Below are 15,368 nucleotides of genomic sequence, written 5' to 3' on the forward strand. Positions count from 1 at the left end.
TTCAGAGGCTTGCGGTCTTCTGTCAGGCCAACCTGCCATTGCTGTGAACAGCACGAGGTGCAATGCATGAACGGATTTCGACGGTTACTGGCCGCCAGCGTGGCCACGTTCGGTTTGCTGACATCAGCGCAATCGGTGACCGCTGCCCAGGCGCCGATCCATTTTGCCGACCTGAACTGGGAAAGCGGCAGCCTGATTACCGATGTACTGCGGATCATCGTCGAGAAGGGTTACGGACTGCCGACCGATACGTTGCCTGGCACCACCATTACTCTGGAAACTGCACTGGCGAACAACGACATTCAGGTCATTGGCGAAGAGTGGGCGGGGCGCAGTCCGGTGTGGGTCAAGGCCGAGGCCGAAGGCAAAGTCGTCAGCCTGGGCGATACGGTCAAGGGCGCTACCGAGGGCTGGTGGGTGCCGGAGTATGTGATCAAGGGCGACCCGGCCAAGGGCATCAAGCCGCTGGCGCCGGACCTGCGCAGTGTCAGTGATCTCAAGAAGTACAAGGACGTGTTCAAGGATGCGGAAAACCCGAGCAAGGGACGATTCCTCAACAGCCCGATCGGCTGGACCTCTGAAGTGGTCAACAAGCAGAAGTTGACGGCTTATGGGTTGCAGGACGATTACACTAATTTCCGCAGTGGCTCAGGTGCAGCGCTGGATGCTGAGATCAGTTCTTCGATTCGTCGCGGCAAGCCGGTGTTGTTTTACTACTGGTCACCGACGCCTTTGCTCGGCAAGTTCAAACTGGTGCAACTGGAAGAGCCGCCGTTTGATGCCGAGGCGTGGAAGACGCTGACCGATGCCGATAATCCCAACCCGAAACCGACCCGGTCGCTGGCGTCGAAGCTGTCGATTGGCGTCTCTACGCCGTTTCAAAAGCAGTATCCGCAGATTGCCGAGTTCTTCAGCAAAGTGGATTTCCCGATCGAGCCGTTGAACAAGGCGCTGGCGGACATGAGCGAGAAGCACACGGCGCCGCGGGATGCGGCGGTGGCGTTCATGAAGGCGCACCCGGATGTGTGGCAGGCCTGGTTGCCGAAGGATGTGGCGGAGAAGGTTTCGGCTGATCTGAAATAGCGGCTGTAGCGGCCGGCCTCTTCGCGAGCATGCTCGCTCCCACAATGAATATGTGTCGTTCACAACACTGTGGGAGCGAGCTTGCTCGCGAAGCTCTTAAAATTTCGTCATCACCGCCAATTCGAAAGTGCGCGGTGATCCGAGGTAATACGCCGGCGAAACATGCGCAAACTCGGCGTACACCTCGTTGGTCAGGTTACGCACACGCCCGGTCACGGTAGTGTGCGAATCAACCTTGTAACTGAGGAAGCTGCCAAACAAGGTGTACGACGGCACGGTCATGGTGTTCGCCGTGTCCGCATACACCGACGCGACATACCGCGCATCAACCCCACCTTGCCATTGCGGCGAAAAATCATAGGTCAGCCAAAGATTGCCGACCCGATCCGGCACGTTGGTTGGCGTGTTGCCCTTGCGTGACACCACCACGCCGGCAGCATTCTTTTCGGTGAAATCATCGTACTGCGCGTCGACCCAGGCGAAGTTGCCTTCGGCCAGTAACTTGTCGGTGATCCGCAAGGAGCTGGCGATCTCTAAGCCTTTCGATGTCTGCTGGCCGACCGGAATGCTGCTGGTCGGGTCTAGCGGGTCAGTCACGGCGAAGTCCTTTCGCTCAATCGTGTAGGCGGCAATCGTCGCCGAGCCACGCCCATCCAGATAATCAAATTTGCTGCCGATCTCCCACTGCTTGCCGGTCGAGACATCAAAGTCTTGCGTGCCGTTCGGTTGCTCGGCGGCGGTGCTGTATTGCACGTAGACGTTGGCCGACGGAATGAACTGGTACGTCAGGCCGGCGCGGCCGGTGACTGGCTCCCAACTGCGCTTGAGGTGTTTCGGGTTAGTAGCGGTCACAGTGCGATGGTTGGTCACGTCGAGGTCAATGTCGTCATAGCGCAGGCCGGTGAGTAGCGACAGTTTGTTGGTCAACGCTAAACGGTTTTCCACGAACAATGCCTTGGTGGTGACCTCGTTGGTCTTGTCGCTGATCAGCTTGGGGTTGGTGCCGGGGATGTCGTAGAAATGCCCTGGCCGATAGTTGTTCGGGTCCACCGTGCTTGCACCTTTGATGTTCAGCGGCGAGTTGGTGGTCTGGTTGACCTTGTATTCGAAGCCCCCCGACCACGTCGTGTCGAGACCGAAAAGGGCGTTGTCGTGGCGGAGTTCGAACTGGTTGCCGTTCTGTTCGCCCTGATGGCGTACTTGATAAGCCGTAGAGCGGTTCACCGCGCTGTTGTCGGCGTTGTACTGGTAGGTTTCGAGGTTGCGGTAATCGCGCTGGCTGTCGAGGTGATACAGAGTGTTGCGCAGGGTGGTGCTGTCGTTGATGCGGTAGTCGATGATCGAGCGTACCCAGATCGTTCGCTGCTCGTACCGACCGTCCTCGACGTTGTAGTTGTTGAAGCGGTTGTGTTTATCGATCTTCAACTCGCCGGCCTTGGGGTTAAGCACGGGCGTGCCCCAGTACGGACTGTCTTCGTGTTCATCCTGATATTCCAGCGCCAACGTGTGTGACAGGTCGGGCGTGAGGTCGCTGAGCAGCGAGAACGCCACGCTCCAGGCATCGCGCTCCTGGCGGTCGATGTAGCCGTTGCTGGTGTTGTGGCTGACGTCGAGTCGCGCGTAGTGCTGGATATCGGCGCTCGGGTCGGTCAGCGCGTGGTTGAGTCCGAAGGCGGTTTCGGTGGTGTCATAAGTGCCGTAGCTGACCCGGCCTTCAACAGCTTGTTCATCGCGGGTGGCCAGTTTGGTCACGTAGTTCAGCGAGCCGCCGACCGAGCCTGCGCCATTGATCAGCGATGACGGGCCACCGACCAATTCCACACGGTCGTAAATCCACGAATCGACCGGCCGCGCGAGGCCGCCGGACACGTTGATGCCGTTGAACATCTGGGTGATCTGGCTGCTGGTGAAACCACGGTAGGAAACGAATCCGCCGAACCCCGGCGGGGCGCTGGCGTTAACCCCAGGGAGGGTGTTGGCGGCGTCCTGAAAATTCTGTGAACCATGACGCTCGATGTCGTTGCGATTGGCGATGGCCACTGAAGCTGGCGTGTCACGCACGCTCAAACCCAGGCGCGAGGCCATGCCGCTGGATTGGTCGAGGCTCAGGCCCGGTTCTGCGCCGGACTCGCCATCGATGGTGATCGGCGCCAGGTCCACGGTGGATTGCGCCCAGACGTTAACGGACAGGCAGCCGCACAGGCTCGCCAGTAGAGTGAGTTGTTTCATCATTGAATCCTGAATGCTTGTCTAGGAGTCAGCGCACAGGCGAACGCCGCGCGTTTGCGCAGTGGGCTGACAAATCAAAAAGGCAGAGACACTCAGGCGAGCGGAGGGGCGCGGGGGTTGGCCGAAGGCCAGGTGAAGCGAGCAGGGAGGTCAGCGCTGACAATCGGCGCCAGCGGCGGGCTGTGCTGTTCCGGCAGGATTGCCAGTGTCAGGCTGGAATTGAACGCGGGGCCCATGCCGCCGCCGACCGAGCACAGCGGGCAGCCGAAGGCTTTGGACAGGGTTGGCAGTTGTTCTTCGGTGGGATTGCTGGCGAGCGGCGCTTGGGTGGCCGGGTCGACTGTACAGAACTGGCCGCCGATGCCGTTGAGCTGCATGCCGATCATTTGTCCGTGACCGATGCTGCAGGCGAACACGTTGAACAGGACGCAGCAATAAAGCATCCAGGCCAGCAGTGAGCGATCGGAACGGGAGAATTTCATGGGGCGGCACTTTACCGTACCGCTGATCGGTCGTGCACTTGAAAAAAATCCGACTAGGATGATTTGTTCAAATCCCTTTCCAAGGATTTCAACCATGACCTTTGTGTTGGCTCAATGGCTGGTGACAACGTTTGCGGTAATCGCCTTGATGCACGTGTATTGGGCGTTGGGTGGACAGTGGGCGGCAGCGGTGGTGGTGCCGCAGGTGCCGGTGCGCGGATTTGTCGCATCGGTGCGGCCGGCCTTCAAGCCTTCGGGCTGGCTCACGTTGATCGTGGCGGCGGCGTTGCTGGTGATTGCGGCGTTGGTGTGTATGCGGGTTGGCTGGGGAGTGCCGGCGGTGACGCACAAGGCGCTGCAATGGGTGATCAGCGCAATTGCACTGTTGATGTTTGCCCGGGCGATTGGTGATTCGAATCTGGTCGGGTTTTTCAAGGAAGTGAAGGGTTCACGGTTTGCGCGGCTGGACACCTGGGTGTATTCGCCGTTGTGTGCGGTGTTGGGGGTGGGGTTGTTGGCGGTTGCTTGGGTCTGAGAGCAGATCGGATTTTGTGGTTGCTGAACTGGCCTCATCGCTGGCAAGCCAGCTCCCACAGTGATTGTGGGTGTAGACAAATACCGGGTTTCACCTAAAACCCTGTGGGAGCTGGCTTGCCAGCGATGAGGCCAGCACCAACACCACAAGGGTTCGGAATCAGCTACCGCTCTCGGTCCGCCGACTACTGACCTCTGCCGGCACATCATCCCCAGCCATGCGCTTGCGGAACAGCGCCGCCCGCGCCAGCAGCAATGTAGTCACCGGTACGGTAATCGCCAGCAGAATCGGAATCAGCCAGGCATGCACCACCGGCCCGGACTTCAGCGCCGAAAAACAAATGATCGACGCCAGCGCTACACACCACGCGCCCAGCGTTGAAGCCAGTGCCGGCGGGTGCATGCGCTGGAAATAGTCCTTCATGCGCAATAACCCGATCGCACCGATCAACGCGAACAGACCGCTGAGCACCAGCAGGATCGCCACCGGGATTTCGACCCACAGAGACAATTCAGCATTCATTCGATCACCTCGCCACGCAGCAGGAATTTCGCCAGGGCAAACGAGCCGACGAAGCCGAACAGCGCAATCAGCAGCGCCGCTTCGAAGTAAGTGTCACTTGAATAACGAATGCCCAGGGTCAGCATCATCAGCATCGCGACGATGTACAGGTAATCCAGCGCCAGGACTCGATCCTGCGCCGACGGGCCTTTGAACAGGCGCACCAGCGTCAGCACCATGGCCAGCGAGAACAGGAACAGCGTCAACAGGATGGCGTTCGACAGTAATGGGCTCATTCGAAAATCTCCATCAACGGCCGCTCGTAGGTGGTCTTGAAGTGCTCGATGAACTGCGCTTCATCATCCAGATCCCAGACGTGCAGCAACAGAATGCTGCGGTCCAGCGACAGTTCCGACCACACCGTGCCGGGCACTACTGTGCAGATCATTGCTAGCGTCGCCAGGCCGTGAGCATCGCGCAAGTCCAGTGGCACTTTGACAAAGCCTGAACGCGGCGTGCGACGACTCGCGTTGAGCACGCCCCACGCGACGATCAGGTTGGACGTCACCACGTCACGGCCCACGAGCAGGAACAGGCGCAGGATCGTTCCAGGGCGGCGAATGCGTACCTGCTTCGGACGCAATTTGCGCATCATCAACGGTGCAGCGAAACCCAGTATTGCGCCGAGCAGCAGATTGCCGGGGCTGATCGACAGGTTCAGGGTCAGCCACAAGGCGCACAGCGCCAGCGACAACAACGGTGCAGGAAATACACGCTTCATGGCTGCACCTCCAGCATCGCCGATTTGGCTTCCGGGCTCGGTACGGCACGGGTGCCGAGCACCGCCATCACGTATTGCTGCGGATTATTCAGCGCCTCGGCGGTGGCTTGGGTGTAACGCAGCAGCGGTTCAGCCTTGAAGGTCAGGACGATGCTCAGCCCCAGCAACAGGAAGATCGGCGCGCATTCGAGTTTGCGCAACAGCGGTGAAGGGCGCTCCTCTGGCGTCCAGAAGCGCTGAATGCCGAGGCGCGAGAACGCCATCAACGACGCGAGGCCGGTGAGGATCAGCAGCGCCAGCAACGCCCAGGCCGCGCTGGATATCGGCGCGCCAGTGCCCAGACCCAGCGGATTGAGCAATGCCCCGATCAGGCTGAGCTTGCCGATAAAACCGGACAGTGGCGGCATGCCGATGATCAGCAGGGCGCAGGCGATGAAGCTCAAGCCGAGAAACGCCATGGTCCACGGAATAACCTGACCGACCACGGCTTTCTGTTCATCGTCGAGGTTGATGCCTTTGGGTGGCTGCAGGGATTCCTGCGGACGCGGCAGCAGTTCGCTTTCGTCTTCCAGCGGGATCTCGTTGGCCGAGCGCGAACGTTCGATCAGCTCGGCCAGCAGGAACAGCGCGCTCAATGCCAGCGTTGAGCTGACCAGATAAAACAGCGCCGCACCGATCAGGTTCGGCTGGGCGAAGCCTACAGCGGACAACAGGATACCGGCCGACACCAGAATGCTCAGGCTGGCCATACGCTCCAGACGTTGCGCCGCAAGAATCGCCAGCGCCGCGCAGGCCATCGTCGCCATGCCGCCGTAGATCAGCCAGTCGCCACCAAAGAACGCCGAGGCCCCGGCCTGCCCGGAAAACAATAGCGTCCACAGGCGCAGCAATGTGTACACGCCGACCTTGGTCATGATCGCGAACATCGCCGCCACCGGTGCACTGGCCGAAGAGTAAGCGGGCACTAGCCAAAAGTTCAGCGGCCACATACCGGCCTTGGCCAGGAACGCGACGGCGAGAATCCCCGCACCGGCGTGCAGCAAGCCACGGTCGGCTTCAGGTACCAGCGGAATCTTCAGCGCCAGATCGGCCATGTTCAAGGTGCCGGTAACACCGTAAATCAGTGCCGCGCCGATCAGAAACAGTGACGAGGCCAGCAGATTGATCGAGATGTAATGCAGCCCCGAAGACACCCGCGCCCGACCGGAGCCGTGCAGCAACAGGCCATAAGAGGCGGCGAGCAGCACTTCGAAGAACACGAACAGGTTGAACAGATCCGCCGTCAGGAACGCGCCATAGAGGCCCATCAATTGAATCTGGAACAACGCGTGAAAGCTTGAGCCGGCGCCATCCCAGCGTGCCATTGCGAAGAGCAGGGCGCTGACGCCGATGATCCCGGTCAGCACCAGCATCAGCGCCGACAGACGATCGACCACCAGCACAATGCCGAACGGCGCCTGCCAGTTGCCCGGCAGATACACACCGATGGAACCGGGCACGCCGGTGGTCTGCGTCCATTGCAGCAACAGCACCGAAATGAACAGACCGACGAGGCTGGAGAACAGGTTGATTTTCGCCTTCAACGGTCGATGCCGCTCGCCGAGCATCAGCATGATGGCGGCGGTCAGCAGCGGCAGCAGGATCGGTGCGGCGATCAGGTGAGTCATCGCCATCATTCTTTAGGCTCCCGGCCGTCGACGTGGTCGGTGCCGGTCAGGCCGCGCGAGGCGAGCAACACGACGAGGAACAGCGCGGTCATGGCGAAGCTGATAACGATCGCGGTGAGCACCAGGGCCTGTGGCAGCGGGTCGGTGTAGTGCAGCAAGTCCTGGGTGACGCCGTCCTTGATCACCGGTTCCTTGCCGATGAACAGACTGCCCATGCTGAAAATGAACAGATTGACGCCATACGACAGCAGGCACAGGCCCATGACCACCTGGAACGTCCGTGGCCGCAGGATCAGCCAGACGCCGGACGCGGCGAGCACGCCGATGGCGATTGCGATGACTTCTTCCATCAGACGGCTCCCTTGGTGGCGACGGACTTGGGCAGCGATGCGGTCTTGTGACCCCGCACCGATTGGTGGGCGAGGGCAGTGAGGATCAGCAGCGTTGAACCGACCACCACGCCGTACACACCAATGTCGAAGAACAAAGCGCTGGCGACATGGATGTCACCGAGCAGCGGCAAGGTGAAATGCCAAGTGTGCGTGGTCAGGAACGGATAACCGACCAGCATCGCGCCCAGGCCTGTAGCAGTGGCGAACAGCAACCCGGTGCCCATCCAGCGCAGCGGCCGCAGGCTCATTTGCGCCTCGACCCACTGCGTTCCGGCGACCATGTATTGCAGGATGAAGGCCACCGACATCACCAGACCAGCGACGAAACCGCCGCCCGGCTGGTTGTGTCCGCGCATGAACAGGTAGAACGACACCACCAGCGCAATCGGCAGCAGCAGACGCACCAGCACCGCCGGCACCATCATGAAACCGAGCGCGGTGTCGCTGGCCGAGCGCGGGTTGACCAGATCGGTGACCACGTCCGGCGCCAGCAGGCGTTGCTGAGCGGGCAGTTGCAGACTTTCTTTCGGGGGGCGGAAGCGACGCAACAGCGCAAACACGGTCAGGGCCACGGCGACCAGCACGGTGATTTCACCGAGGGTATCGAAGCCACGGAAATCCACCAGCATCACGTTGACCACGTTGCTGCCACCGCCCTCGGGCATGGCGCGGCTGAGGTAGAACGAGGAAATGTCGTTCGGCGTCTGCCGCGTCAGCATTGCGTAGGACAGCAGGGCCATGCCACCGCCGACGGCAATCGACAGCAGCAAGTCGCGCAGACGGCGAATGCGCGCCTTGCGCAGGCTGCTTGGCAGTGGCGAGACTTCTTCGATACGGCGTGGCAACCAGCGCAGGCCGAGCAGGATCAGCACGGTGGTGACCACTTCGACCGCCAGCTGCGTCAAGGCCAGGTCGGGCGCGGAGAACCAGACGAAGGTGACACAGGTCATCAAGCCGCAGACGCTGACCATGGTCAGAGCGGCGAGACGGTGATACTTGGCCTGCCACGCGGCGCCGAGGGCGCAGGCAATCGCCAGCAGCCACAGGGTCACGAACACGATCGAGCCGGGAATCTTCGGCCGGTCGCCCCAGCTCAGGCTGCTGTGCAGCATCGGAATCAGGCCGGCGAGCACCGCCGCCAGCACCATCAGGAACAGCTGCATCTGCAGACGCTTGGTGCCGAGTCGCCGTTCCAGACGCCGGGCCAGGCGCATCATGACGACCAGACTGCGCTCGAACAGGCGCTTGCCATTGAAACGACCCACCAGCGGCGGGTACTTGAAGCGCCCGAGTTTGAACTGGTTGCGCAGCAGCAGGTAGACGACGATGCCGCCGGACATGGCGATCAGGCTCATGATCATCGGCGCATTCAGGCCGTGCCAGATTGCCAGGCTGTATTCCGGCAGCGTGCCGCCAACCACTGGCAACGCAGCAGCGGCAAGCAACGGGCCGACGATCTGCGCGGGGAAAATCCCCACCAGCAAGCAGGTGAATACCAACAGCTCTACCGGCGCACGCATCCAGCGCGGCGGCTCGTGCGGTGTGTGCGGCAGGTCGGTAGCCGGCGGACCGAAGAACACATCGACGGTAAACCGCAGCGAGTAGGCAACGCTGAATGTGCCGGCAATCGTCGCGACAATCGGCAGCGCCGCTTCGACCCACGCCGTGGCGTTGATGAACACGGTTTCGGCGAAGAACATCTCTTTCGACAGGAAGCCGTTAAGCAGCGGCACGCCTGCCATCGAGGCGCTGGCAACCATGGCCAGCGTCGCGGTGAATGGAATCAGTTTGATCAGACCGCTGAGTTTACGAATATCGCGGGTGCCGCTTTCGTGGTCGATGATGCCCGCAGCCATGAACAGCGAGGCTTTGAACGTCGCGTGGTTGAGGATGTGGAACACCGCCGCCACTGCCGCCAGCGGGCTGTTCAGGCCCAGCAACAGGGTGATCAGGCCAAGGTGGCTGATGGTCGAGTAAGCGAGCAGGCCTTTGAGGTCGTTCTGGAACATCGCGCAATAGGCGCCGAGCAACAGCGTACACGCGCCGGCCCCGCTGACGATGTAGAACCATTCTTCACTGCCTGACAGCGACGGCCACAGGCGCGCAAGCAGGAAAACCCCGGCCTTGACCATGGTGGCAGAGTGCAGATAGGCGGAGACGGGTGTCGGCGCCGCCATTGCATGGGGCAGCCAGAAGTGGAAAGGAAACTGCGCACTTTTGCTGAGTGCGCCGATAAGAATGAGGGGTAAAAGAATAGGGTAGAGGGCGTGTGCACGAATCATGTCGCCGGCGGCCAGGACCTTGTCGAGGTCATAGCTGCCGACGACATGGCCGAGAATCATGACCCCCGCCAGCAGGCATAGTCCGCCGGCACCGGTGACCATCAGCGCCATATAAGCACCGCGACGAGCGTCGGCGCGGTGGTGCCAATAGCCGATCAGCAGGAACGAGAAGAGGCTGGTCAGCTCCCAGAAAAACACGATCTGAATCAGGTTGCCGGAGATCACCAGACCGAGCATGGCGCCCATGAACGCCAGGAAAAACGCGAAGAAACGCGGCACCGGATCGTCCGGCGACATGTAATAACGGGCATAGAGAGAAACGAGTGTGCCGATGCCGAGCACCAGCATGGAGAACAGCCAGGCGAAGCCGTCCATGCGCAGAACGAAGTTCAGGCCGAGGCTGGGCAGCCACATGAATTCTTCGCGGATCACGCCGCCGTGGGCAATTTGCGGGTACAACATCGCGACCTGGACGGTGCCGATCAAAGCGACCAGGCCTGCCAGAAGGGATTCGGTATTACGCGCGTTGTGTGGCAGCACCGCTGCCAGACAGCTGCCAATGAATGGCAGAAGCAGTAGAACTATCAGGGACATAGGCTTCTAATCTGCGGAAGTTTGTGAAGCATCATACGTGCCAGCTCCCCGATCACCAAACGCCAGGATGTCTCAGAATCCTACAAAGTAGTCTGGAATTTTCTGTTTGGCATTGTTTCAGGGCAGTGATGTTGTGGCGGAAGGCCCTTTCGCGAGCAGGCTCGCTCCCACATTGGAATGTATTTCAGAATGTGGGAGCGAGCCTGCTCGCGAAAGCGTCGGGTCAGACGCTGAAGATGTTGCGGATTAACCCTGCACTTCCCGCTCCAACTCAGCTTCTGCTTCGGCAACCTTACCCTTGGTCTTCAACTCACTGACAATCACCGCCGCAACAATCAACCCCGCGCCCACCAGTGCAATCGCTGGCAACCGCTCCCCGGCAATCCGCCCGACGATCCCGGCCCACACCGGCTCGCCGGCATAGATCAGCGTTGCCCGAGTTGGCGAGACACTCTTCTGCGCCCAGTTCATCGCTACCTGAATCGCCGCACTCGCTGCGCCTAGCCCCAGCGCGGTTACCAGCAGGATCCAGGAAAAATCCGGAAGCATTTCGCCGGTAGGCACCACCAGCAGGAACGACAGCACGGACGTGGTTGCCAGTTGCACGACGGTGACTCGACGCACATCGACCTGCCCGGCATAGGTGCTGATCAGAATGATTTCGGCCGCAATGGCGATGGCGCTGATCAGCGTGGCAATTTCACCGGGACTGAAATTCAGTGACGCCCCGGCCGGACCGGACAGCAGCATCAAACCGGTAAACGCCAGCATGATCCCGATGCTCGGCATCAACCCCGGCCGCCGCCCCAGCACCAGCCATTGCAGCAACGGCACGAACGGCACGTACAGCGCGGTGATGAACGCAGACTGACTGCTCGGGATCGTTTGCAAACCGACCGTCTGCAGGCCGTAACCGAGCATGATCGCCACGCCGATAAAGGCGCCGGCCTTGAGTTCAAACAGGGTCAGTTCGCGCAGATGACGCAACGAGAACAACGCAACGATAAAAGCCGCTGCCGCAAAACGCAGACCCACGAAAAACATCGGTCCGCTGACCGTCATCGCATGCTGAACCAGCAGGAAGGTGCCGCCCCAGACCATGGTGATCAGCACCAGCACGCACTCGGCTTTGCTGAAACGAGAGAAACGAAGGGGAGTGGGGGAGCTGTTCTGCGACGTCATGACCTTGCGCACTATAAAAAGGAGGCCGCACAATGCGCCCAACGTTGCGCAGTATACTGCCCAACCTCACCGAGTGAGCAATATAGTGCACAAAGATTCAACTCAACGCGCGTCCGTCCTGCAACACGTTAGCCTGAATGTGCGGCGTCTACGGCATGCCGCCGACATGAGCCAGACTGCGCTGGCGGAAAAATCCGGGGTCAGCCGGCGTATGCTGGTGGCGATCGAGGCGGGCGAGAAGAATGTCAGCCTGACCACTCTCGACCGCGTTGCCGAAGCGCTGGATGTGGCGTTCAGCGATCTGATTCAGGCGCCGGATGCCCGCGACCCGAGCCGCATCAACGAGGTGGCATGGGCGGGCACCCACCCGGGCAGCAAAGCCGTGCTGCTCTCCAAAGCCACGGCGACGCGCGAAGTCGAGCAGTGGGAATGGTGCCTTCAACCGGGCGAGGTCTACCCCTCGCAAGCGGATGCCGAAGGCTGGAGCGAGCAGATTTTTGTGTTTGAGGGTTGCCTGACGCTGATGCTCGGCGACCAGCCGCAACACATCGGTACAGGCGAGTTCTTCATGTTTGCCAGTAACCAGCCGCATTCCTATCGCAATGATGGGGATGTCGCGGCGCGGTTTGTTCGCAATGTGGTGATTTGATGAGTCAGAGCGCAGACATCCTGATTATCGGTGGCGGCCTCAGCGGTACGATGCTCGCGGTGCAATTGCTGAGGCTGCCAGGCCAGCGAAAAATCCTGATCATCGAGCCACGCGCCGAACTGGGGCGGGGTGAGGCGTACAGTGCCGTCGAGTTGGGTCACACGCTCAACGGCAACGCCGCGCGCATGAGTGTTGATCCGGATAATCCTGATGATTTGACGCAATGGCTGACCGAGCACATTGCCGGCGGTGGCTGGCCTGAATCGGCCGAGCAGGATGTGCCGGTCAGCGAACTGTTTCCGCCGCGTGGATTGTTCGGTGTTTATGTGCAGCAGCGTCTGGCCGAAGCGCGCATTGCCGGAATGCAAAATAGCTCGAGCGCTGAGCACATCCGCGCGGAGGTCGTCGATCTGCAAGTCGATACCGGTTCGGTGCAGCTCACACTGAGCGATGGGCAGTCGTTGCACGTAGCCTGCGCGGTGCTGGCGACCGGTATGTTCCCCGCAGCACGAACCCCGCAGAAAGCCTCCAGCGGCCTCAACGCCGCCGCGCTCGATCCCTGGGATGTCGCGGCCATGCGCCAGCTCGATCCGCAATCCACCGTGCTGATCATTGGCTCCGGCCTGACCATGGTCGATGCCGTGGTATCGCTGGAGCAAGCCGGGCATCGCGGGCCGATTGAAGTGTTTTCGCGGCATGGTTTGTTGCCCCATGTGCGCCGACAACCGCCGGCCTGGGTGGATTTTCTTGGCGCCGATCACAGTCTTCGCACACCGCGGCAGTTGTTGCGCGAATTACGTCGGCAATGCCAGGCAGCCATCGCACAAGGCATCGATTGGCAGGCGCCGCTGGACACGGTTCGGGTACACATCGCCCGGTTGTGGAGTCAGGCGACTGACGTGCAGCGTCGACAATTCGTACGGCATGTGCGGCCTTGGTGGGAAAGTCATCACCACCGGTCGCCGCCGTTGAGCGCGAAGCTGGTTGAGCGGTTGTACAGCGAAGGGCGATTGCGGATTCAGGCGGCGTCGTTCAAAGGGCTTGAGCCAAATGTGGAAGGTGGTGTGAGTATTCGCATTCGACGGCGCGGTGAGTCGCAAACCTGCGTGGTGCAGGGTGCGGCGTTGATCAACTCCAGTGGCATCGAGTACGACTGGCGCCGGGTGGCGCGACCGTTGCCGCAGCAGGTGCTTGCACGCGGTCTGGTGCAGCCGGGGCCATTGGCGTTGGGAATCGCGGCGGCCGGAGACGGCGCGGTGCTGGATGCCGAGGGGCGTGCGGCTAGCCGATTGTTTGCGATGGGACCACCGTTGCGCGGGATGTGGTGGGAGAGTACGGCGGTGACGGATGTGGCGTTGCAGGCCAAGGCATTGGCGGCGCGATTGGTGGGTTGAGGTTGTTCTCACGGGCCTCTTCGCGAGCAGGCTCGCTCCCACATTTGATCGGAGTGAATGCAAAATGTGTGTGCACCCAAAAACCACTGTGGGAGCTAGCCTGCTAGCGATGACGGTGTGTCAGAGAACATAAGTGTTTCTGATCTGTCGCTATCGCTGGCAAGCCAGCTCCCACAGGTTTTGTGTGTGGCCCGGGATTGGTTACGCCACCACTCGATAACACGGCACATACGCCGCGCCACCCGGCAGTTTCATCCGGTGCTGGGCGACGAAAGCTTTGAGCAGTGCGTCGAGCGGTTGCATGATCGCCGCATCACCACGGATCTGATACGGCCCGTGTTCTTCGATCAGACGAATGCCCTTGTCCTTGACGTTGCCGGCAACGATCCCGGAGAACGCCCGGCGCAGGTTGGCCGCCAGTTCATGCGGTGGCTGGTCGCGGTGCAGTTTCAGGTTGGCCATGTTCTCGTGGGTCGGATCGAACGGACGCTGAAAGCCTTCGTCGATTTTCAGCAGCCAGTTGAAGTGGAACGCATCGTTGCGCTCGCGGCGGAACTGCTTCACCGCTTTCAGGCCTTGAGTCATCTGCCGCGCGACTTCGGCCGGGTCGTCGATGATGATTTCGTAGTGCTGCTTGGCTGCTTCGCCGAGGGTCGCGGTGACGAAGGCGTCGAGTTGTTCCAGATAGGGCGCGGCGTGCTTCGGCCCGGTGAGGATCACTGGGAATGGCAGTCCTTTATTGTCCGGGTGCATCAGGATGCCCAGCAGGTAGAGGAATTCTTCCGCGGTACCGGCACCGCCCGGGAAGATGATGATGCCGTGGCCAACGCGCACGAACGCTTCCAGACGTTTTTCGATGTCCGGCAGGATCACCAGCTCATTGACGATCGGGTTCGGCGCTTCGGCGGCGATGATCCCGGGTTCTGTCAAACCGAGGTAGCGACCGCCATGAATACGCTGTTTGGCGTGGGCAATGGTCGCGCCTTTCATCGGGCCTTTCATCACCCCCGGGCCGCAACCGGTGCAGATGTCGAGGCTGCGCAGGCCCAGTTCGTGGCCGACTTTCTTGGTGTATTTGTATTCTTCGGTGTTGATCGAGTGGCCGCCCCAGCACACGACGATCTTCGGCTCGACGCCCGGGCGCAGGGTGCGCGCGTTGCGCAGCAGGTGGAATACGTAATCGCTGATGCCCTGCGAAGTGGTCAGGTCGATGCGTTGGCTATCGAGTTCATTTTCGGTGTAGACAATGTCGCGCAGGGCGCTGAAGAGCATTTCACGGGTGCTGGCGATCATTTCGCCGTCGACGAAGGCATCGGCCGGAGCGTTCAGCAGCTCCAGGCGTACGCCGCGATCCTGTTGGTGAATGCGGATTTCGAAGTCCTTGTAGGCTTCGAGAATGGTCTTGGCGTTATCAACATGGGCGCCGGTATTGAGGATGGCCAGGGCGCACTGGCGGAAGAGGGTATAGGTACTGCCGGATCCGGCTTCGCTAAGTTGCTGGACTTCACGTTGAGAAAGGGTTTCCAGGCTGCCTTTCGGGCTGACCGAGGCATTGATTACGTGTCGTTGGGTCATGCAATGATCCTTAAAACGATGT

General features: G+C 60.8%; 14 protein-coding genes. 4 read left to right on the forward strand and 10 right to left on the reverse strand.

The window, feature by feature from the left end; translation table 11 throughout:
* Positions 1–66: 66 nt before the first annotated feature.
* Positions 67–1,083, forward strand: coding sequence for an ABC transporter substrate-binding protein (locus ACZ0A4_RS06350; RefSeq protein WP_463573648.1), 1,017 nt, complete (start codon positions 67–69; stop codon positions 1,081–1,083).
* Between the two features lie 96 nt (positions 1,084–1,179).
* On the opposite strand, the gene ACZ0A4_RS06355 is transcribed toward ACZ0A4_RS06350, so the two are convergent.
* On the reverse strand, positions 1,180–3,312 hold the full coding sequence (locus ACZ0A4_RS06355; RefSeq protein ID WP_463573650.1) for a TonB-dependent receptor: 2,133 nt from the start codon (positions 3,310–3,312) through the stop codon (positions 1,180–1,182).
* 92 nt (positions 3,313–3,404) lie between these two features.
* Entirely contained in the window at positions 3,405–3,794 is a 390-nt protein-coding gene (locus ACZ0A4_RS06360) for a DUF2946 domain-containing protein (protein WP_141127658.1), read from the reverse strand.
* Between the two features lie 94 nt (positions 3,795–3,888).
* On the opposite strand from ACZ0A4_RS06360, the gene ACZ0A4_RS06365 reads away from it, so the two are divergent.
* On the forward strand, positions 3,889–4,329 hold the full coding sequence (locus ACZ0A4_RS06365) for a DUF3995 domain-containing protein (protein ID WP_463573652.1): 441 nt from the start codon (positions 3,889–3,891) through the stop codon (positions 4,327–4,329).
* Between the two features lie 159 nt (positions 4,330–4,488).
* On the opposite strand, the gene ACZ0A4_RS06370 is transcribed toward ACZ0A4_RS06365, so the two are convergent.
* The 7 genes from ACZ0A4_RS06370 to ACZ0A4_RS06400 form a co-directional block, all read right to left on the reverse strand.
* Positions 4,489–4,851, reverse strand: a complete 363-nt coding sequence (locus ACZ0A4_RS06370; RefSeq protein WP_122600082.1) for a Na+/H+ antiporter subunit G — start codon at positions 4,849–4,851, stop codon at positions 4,489–4,491.
* Positions 4,848–5,126, reverse strand: a complete 279-nt coding sequence (locus ACZ0A4_RS06375; RefSeq protein ID WP_007910754.1) for a K+/H+ antiporter subunit F — start codon at positions 5,124–5,126, stop codon at positions 4,848–4,850. The genes ACZ0A4_RS06370 and ACZ0A4_RS06375 overlap by 4 nt, the downstream gene beginning before the upstream one ends.
* Positions 5,123–5,611, reverse strand: a complete 489-nt coding sequence (locus ACZ0A4_RS06380) for a Na+/H+ antiporter subunit E (RefSeq protein WP_463573653.1) — start codon at positions 5,609–5,611, stop codon at positions 5,123–5,125. The genes ACZ0A4_RS06375 and ACZ0A4_RS06380 overlap by 4 nt, the downstream gene beginning before the upstream one ends.
* Positions 5,608–7,287 carry a monovalent cation/H+ antiporter subunit D gene (locus tag ACZ0A4_RS06385; protein WP_463573655.1) on the reverse strand — a complete coding sequence of 560 codons (1,680 nt, stop codon included), beginning with the start codon at positions 7,285–7,287 and terminating at the stop codon, positions 5,608–5,610. The genes ACZ0A4_RS06380 and ACZ0A4_RS06385 overlap by 4 nt, the downstream gene beginning before the upstream one ends.
* Positions 7,284–7,628, reverse strand: coding sequence for a Na+/H+ antiporter subunit C (locus ACZ0A4_RS06390; protein WP_007910763.1), 345 nt, complete (start codon positions 7,626–7,628; stop codon positions 7,284–7,286). The genes ACZ0A4_RS06385 and ACZ0A4_RS06390 overlap by 4 nt, the downstream gene beginning before the upstream one ends.
* Positions 7,628–10,546, reverse strand: coding sequence for a monovalent cation/H+ antiporter subunit A (locus ACZ0A4_RS06395; protein ID WP_463573656.1), 2,919 nt, complete (start codon positions 10,544–10,546; stop codon positions 7,628–7,630). The genes ACZ0A4_RS06390 and ACZ0A4_RS06395 overlap by 1 nt, the downstream gene beginning before the upstream one ends.
* 246 nt (positions 10,547–10,792) lie before the next feature.
* Positions 10,793–11,728: a DMT family transporter gene (locus tag ACZ0A4_RS06400; protein WP_463573657.1), complete on the reverse strand. Its 936-nt coding sequence runs from the start codon at positions 11,726–11,728 to the stop codon at positions 10,793–10,795.
* 85 nt (positions 11,729–11,813) lie between these two features.
* Here ACZ0A4_RS06400 and ACZ0A4_RS06405 point away from each other — a divergent pair, with 85 nt between their 5' ends.
* Positions 11,814–12,377 carry a helix-turn-helix domain-containing protein gene (locus ACZ0A4_RS06405; RefSeq protein ID WP_095120325.1) on the forward strand — a complete coding sequence of 188 codons (564 nt, stop codon included), beginning with the start codon at positions 11,814–11,816 and terminating at the stop codon, positions 12,375–12,377.
* A complete protein-coding gene (locus ACZ0A4_RS06410; protein ID WP_463573659.1) occupies positions 12,377–13,771 on the forward strand; it encodes an FAD/NAD(P)-binding protein in 1,395 nt (464 codons plus the stop codon). The genes ACZ0A4_RS06405 and ACZ0A4_RS06410 overlap by 1 nt, the downstream gene beginning before the upstream one ends.
* A 201-nt stretch (positions 13,772–13,972) precedes the next feature.
* Here the strand turns inward: ACZ0A4_RS06410 and ppnN are convergent, their stop codons facing one another.
* Positions 13,973–15,346, reverse strand: a complete 1,374-nt coding sequence (gene ppnN / locus ACZ0A4_RS06415) for a nucleotide 5'-monophosphate nucleosidase PpnN (protein ID WP_008085844.1) — start codon at positions 15,344–15,346, stop codon at positions 13,973–13,975.
* Positions 15,347–15,368: the final 22 nt, after the last annotated feature.

It is taken from the genome of Pseudomonas sp. AC172, assembly GCF_979258595.1.

Coding starts and splice junctions, on each gene's coding strand:
- ppnN (WP_008085844.1), bottom strand. CDS start 15,346: ATGACCCAACGACACGTAATCAATGCCTCGGTCAGCCCGAAAGGCAGC.
- ACZ0A4_RS06360 (WP_141127658.1), bottom strand. CDS start 3,794: ATGAAATTCTCCCGTTCCGATCGCTCACTGCTGGCCTGGATGCTTTAT.
- ACZ0A4_RS06390 (WP_007910763.1), bottom strand. CDS start 7,628: ATGGAAGAAGTCATCGCAATCGCCATCGGCGTGCTCGCCGCGTCCGGC.
- ACZ0A4_RS06375 (WP_007910754.1), bottom strand. CDS start 5,126: ATGAGCCCATTACTGTCGAACGCCATCCTGTTGACGCTGTTCCTGTTC.
- ACZ0A4_RS06395 (WP_463573656.1), bottom strand. CDS start 10,546: ATGTCCCTGATAGTTCTACTGCTTCTGCCATTCATTGGCAGCTGTCTG.
- ACZ0A4_RS06365 (WP_463573652.1), top strand. CDS start 3,889: ATGACCTTTGTGTTGGCTCAATGGCTGGTGACAACGTTTGCGGTAATC.
- ACZ0A4_RS06350 (WP_463573648.1), top strand. CDS start 67: ATGAACGGATTTCGACGGTTACTGGCCGCCAGCGTGGCCACGTTCGGT.
- ACZ0A4_RS06410 (WP_463573659.1), top strand. CDS start 12,377: ATGAGTCAGAGCGCAGACATCCTGATTATCGGTGGCGGCCTCAGCGGT.
- ACZ0A4_RS06370 (WP_122600082.1), bottom strand. CDS start 4,851: ATGAATGCTGAATTGTCTCTGTGGGTCGAAATCCCGGTGGCGATCCTG.
- ACZ0A4_RS06380 (WP_463573653.1), bottom strand. CDS start 5,611: ATGAAGCGTGTATTTCCTGCACCGTTGTTGTCGCTGGCGCTGTGCGCC.
- ACZ0A4_RS06385 (WP_463573655.1), bottom strand. CDS start 7,287: ATGATGGCGATGACTCACCTGATCGCCGCACCGATCCTGCTGCCGCTG.
- ACZ0A4_RS06400 (WP_463573657.1), bottom strand. CDS start 11,728: ATGACGTCGCAGAACAGCTCCCCCACTCCCCTTCGTTTCTCTCGTTTC.
- ACZ0A4_RS06355 (WP_463573650.1), bottom strand. CDS start 3,312: ATGAAACAACTCACTCTACTGGCGAGCCTGTGCGGCTGCCTGTCCGTT.